This is a genomic window from Thioclava dalianensis (assembly GCF_000715505.1).
In the GTDB taxonomy this organism is placed as follows: domain Bacteria; phylum Pseudomonadota; class Alphaproteobacteria; order Rhodobacterales; family Rhodobacteraceae; genus Thioclava; species Thioclava dalianensis.
The window spans coordinates 1-3,032 of the sequence record NZ_JHEH01000081.1 but is presented as its reverse complement, the minus strand read 5'-3'; the positions used below and the strand labels follow the sequence as shown (position 1 = coordinate 3,032).

The following is a 3,032-nucleotide window of genomic DNA, read 5'->3' as shown; positions in this document are numbered from 1 at the left end:
GGAATTGCTGGCCGACTTCATCGGCGTCTTCAACGACATGACCGATGAGGCAGGTCATCCGGCGCTGCATCCGGATCCGGCTGTCGGGTATCCCGAGGGCCAAAGCCTGGCACAGCATCTGCGTCGGGGCGGATCCAAGGGCCTGATTTACCCTTCGGTCCGGGCTCCTGCACCGGGCGGGAATTGCCTGGTCTGCTTCGAGCCCCACGCAATTCAGAACGTTCGTCCGGGCGCGTCTTGGGATCTTGTTTGGGATGGGACACCGCACTACTCGATTGCGGCTGTCAGCTAATCCGCAAAACCGTAATTGCCCCGGAGGCCTATAAGGATGGCAACGCCTGATATTGAAAGCCCTGACCGCACCGATCTCAAGCAGATCGACCATGCGCACTTCTTTGAAGCGATGGACTCGCCGCCTTTGCCGACCGAAGCACTGCGCTCTGCCTTTCGTCGGGCGAAAACGCGGTCATTTCAGCGAAACACAGGGCTTGGAAGCGCCGACTGAGTTCACCCGTCTTCGGCGCCTCCCATCGACGCGATGAGGACGGCCAACGCAAAGCGCCCCTCACGACGGTGATGGCCGTGGCTCAACCCAGGAGCTTCAACAAGGCGTCGCGCTGCGCTGCGTGCTTTTCGGGGTTGTCGCGCTTCAGTTTGTTCAGGTTGAGAAGTTTCCACTTCACGGCCGGTAGGTCAGCGGCCTGCGAACGGTCGATCGCCGCGAAGTCAGGCTCGCCGTCCTGAAGCGTCAGGAGGAACTGCCTCGCCTTGTCATCGAGCCTCGATTGCAGATCGGCGACCAACTTGAGGCGCGTCGCCAAAAGCGTAGCGAGCGGGACGGGTGTTCTGGTCATGCCTTCGAATTCCCGCGCGTAGGGTTGCTCGAGATCGATCAGGTTCGGATCGAGAAGCTCATGCGCCGGTCGTGGCGAACTGGCGACATAGATCAGGAAGGTGTGGAAGAGGTCCTGCGTCAGTCCCTCGTTTTCGTAAAGGAGCGTGACGTCGTAGAGATCCCGGGGATGCTGCCTGTCCAGGGCGGCGTGCAGCTTGCCAGCGAACAGATCCTCGAACGAGACGATCTGCATTTCGGCATAGCCATAGGCATCCTCCACGGCGGCAGATACGGTCCGGACTTCCGGGTCGTGGACTACGCCCCGGGTCACGGGCGAGGTTTCGATCTTGATCTCGGCATTCCCGAGGCGCGCCAGGAGCCGGGTGGCTCCGCCGCCGCCCCCTTGGATGCGCTGAGTTTTTGCCCCGCGGATACCGGTCTCGATGGAAGCCGCGATGCGATCCATCGCGGCGTTGATCTCGTCCAGGCTCTCGGCGCGTTCCTTGATTGGCAGGTAGGTCAGGTCGATGTCGACCGACAGCCGAGGCAGGTCGCGGTAGAAGAGGTTGATGGCCGTCCCGCCCTTGAGCGCGAAGACGCTTTCGCCCGCGACATTGGGCAGGACGCGCACCAGGAGCGCAACCTGGGCTTCATAGGTCTCACGCGCCATTTTCGGCCTCCGGTTTCACGAATTCTTCTGGCACCATGATCCGATAGCGCGGGTGGATCTTGCCGCCCTGGATCAAGGCTCGGTCGCCGCTTCCGAGGTCGAATGCCTGCGGGTCGATCCGTTTGCGCCAGGGATGATCGTGGCGGTCCGCGAAGACGAAGAACAGGCGCTTGACCTTGATTTTCTGGCACGCTTGCAGGAGGTCGGAAATCAGCCTTGGGCGCAGGGTTGTCAGGCTCTCGAAGACCATGTCGAGCGTGTGGAAACTCTCATGGTGGGGCAACTCGTCCATGGCTTCCAGGATTGCGCGCTCCGGCGTCGACATCGTCAGACCCCAGTCCCATGGCAGGCCAGAATTCTTGCCCTCGATCACGCCCAGCTTCGGATCGGTGAACAAGGAACGGGGGCGGATACTGAAAGGGGCATCCGTCGGCAGTTTGATCAGCCAGTTCGGGACCTTGTCCCCATAGACCCAGACTGGAGCGCTTTCCCCCAGGCGGAGGTAATGGGCATGTCCTTGTTCACCGAGTGCCGTTGTGCTCCCGACATGCAGATCATGACCCATGATATGTTGCATCGAAAGGATGCAGGTCTTCCAGTCGATGCTGTTGGACGCCTGCATATTCGGGACTGGTCGGCGGAAGACACCGCGTGCGATGCGCTCCAGCCAGCCGCGTTTCACATAGTCACGGAAGCTCTCATAGGCGATGCCCTGCGAGACGAGCCATGCCGCGTCGACCAGATACCCGGCGGGTACGGCATCGAGCACTTTCTTCAGATTCTGTGATCTTGCGGTGTCCATGATACCTAAAGTGACAGATTTTCAAAGAGACATCTACAGTTTTCTTTGATGAAAATGCTTTTCCTGCGTTATGGACGCTCCTATCTCACCATTTCCAAAGAACTTAGGGACTAGCCCCAAGGGGAGGGAGATCTGAAGACGCTGGGTTGAGAGACGGCTACGACTTGCGGTGGTTACCGAAGGTCGCAGCGGTGCACCTCCCGGCGTGCCGCCGGAACCAGACCTTGGTCCTTCGGACAGGAGCTTGACCGAGGCTGATGTCCCGAAGGTCCAGTCTGCCAACCTACAGCTTGGCAGCTGCGCTCGGTTTGCCAAACCGCGGTATGGCAGAATCTCCGGCAGGTCGGAGCCAGCCGGTGCCGTTCTCACCTGTTCCCGTCGATCCACTTCGACATGAGCCCCCTGTCGCGAAAGCATTCGTCCGGAACGGCGCGCCTTTTGATCCGGGCGAGTTTCTCAGCGAAGGCCACCTGCTTGGACGTGGGCAGCCGGTCCATGTCCGATACCGGTTTCAGCTGGGCCTGAGCCTCGATCCAGGCGCTCAAAGATCGCCGGTCTTGCTGAACCTCCCAGGGCAGGAGCGTCCGGTTGCGCAGGGCGAGCGACCGCGCATAGGCAATCTGCTTGGGCGTTGCGGGCAGGGCGTGCTTGGTGCTTTCCATGGTGGAACCCCCTTTCTGACTTGGCTCTGAGCATAGAACATAACAAGAACAAAATCAAGCCAA

At 60.5% G+C, this 3,032-nt stretch carries 5 protein-coding genes; 2 read left to right on the top strand and 3 right to left on the bottom strand.

Annotation, left to right across the window (positions count from 1 at the left end):
• On the top strand, positions 1 to 292 hold a 292-nt coding region (locus DL1_RS20540), incomplete at its 5' end, for an RES family NAD+ phosphorylase (protein ID WP_038070227.1).
• Between the two features lie 36 nt (positions 293 to 328).
• Entirely contained in the window at positions 329 to 505 is a 177-nt protein-coding gene (locus DL1_RS21785; RefSeq protein ID WP_018065915.1) for a type II toxin-antitoxin system TacA family antitoxin, read from the top strand.
• Between the two features lie 82 nt (positions 506 to 587).
• Here the strand turns inward: DL1_RS21785 and DL1_RS20535 are convergent, their stop codons facing one another.
• From DL1_RS20535 to DL1_RS20525, 3 genes are all read right to left on the bottom strand, one after another.
• Positions 588 to 1,505: a nucleotidyl transferase AbiEii/AbiGii toxin family protein gene (locus DL1_RS20535; RefSeq protein WP_038070225.1), complete on the bottom strand. Its 918-nt coding sequence runs from the start codon at positions 1,503 to 1,505 to the stop codon at positions 588 to 590.
• Positions 1,495 to 2,307: a type IV toxin-antitoxin system AbiEi family antitoxin domain-containing protein gene (locus DL1_RS20530; RefSeq protein WP_038070221.1), complete on the bottom strand. Its 813-nt coding sequence runs from the start codon at positions 2,305 to 2,307 to the stop codon at positions 1,495 to 1,497. The genes DL1_RS20535 and DL1_RS20530 overlap by 11 nt, the downstream gene beginning before the upstream one ends.
• 365 nt (positions 2,308 to 2,672) lie before the next feature.
• A complete protein-coding gene (locus tag DL1_RS20525; protein WP_038070220.1) occupies positions 2,673 to 2,969 on the bottom strand; it encodes a hypothetical protein in 297 nt (98 codons plus the stop codon).
• Positions 2,970 to 3,032 lie beyond the last annotated feature (63 nt).

Coding starts and splice junctions, on each gene's coding strand:
- DL1_RS20525 (WP_038070220.1), bottom strand. CDS start 2,969: ATGGAAAGCACCAAGCACGCCCTGCCCGCAACGCCCAAGCAGATTGCC.
- DL1_RS20530 (WP_038070221.1), bottom strand. CDS start 2,307: ATGGACACCGCAAGATCACAGAATCTGAAGAAAGTGCTCGATGCCGTA.
- DL1_RS20535 (WP_038070225.1), bottom strand. CDS start 1,505: ATGGCGCGTGAGACCTATGAAGCCCAGGTTGCGCTCCTGGTGCGCGTC.
- DL1_RS21785 (WP_018065915.1), top strand. CDS start 329: ATGGCAACGCCTGATATTGAAAGCCCTGACCGCACCGATCTCAAGCAG.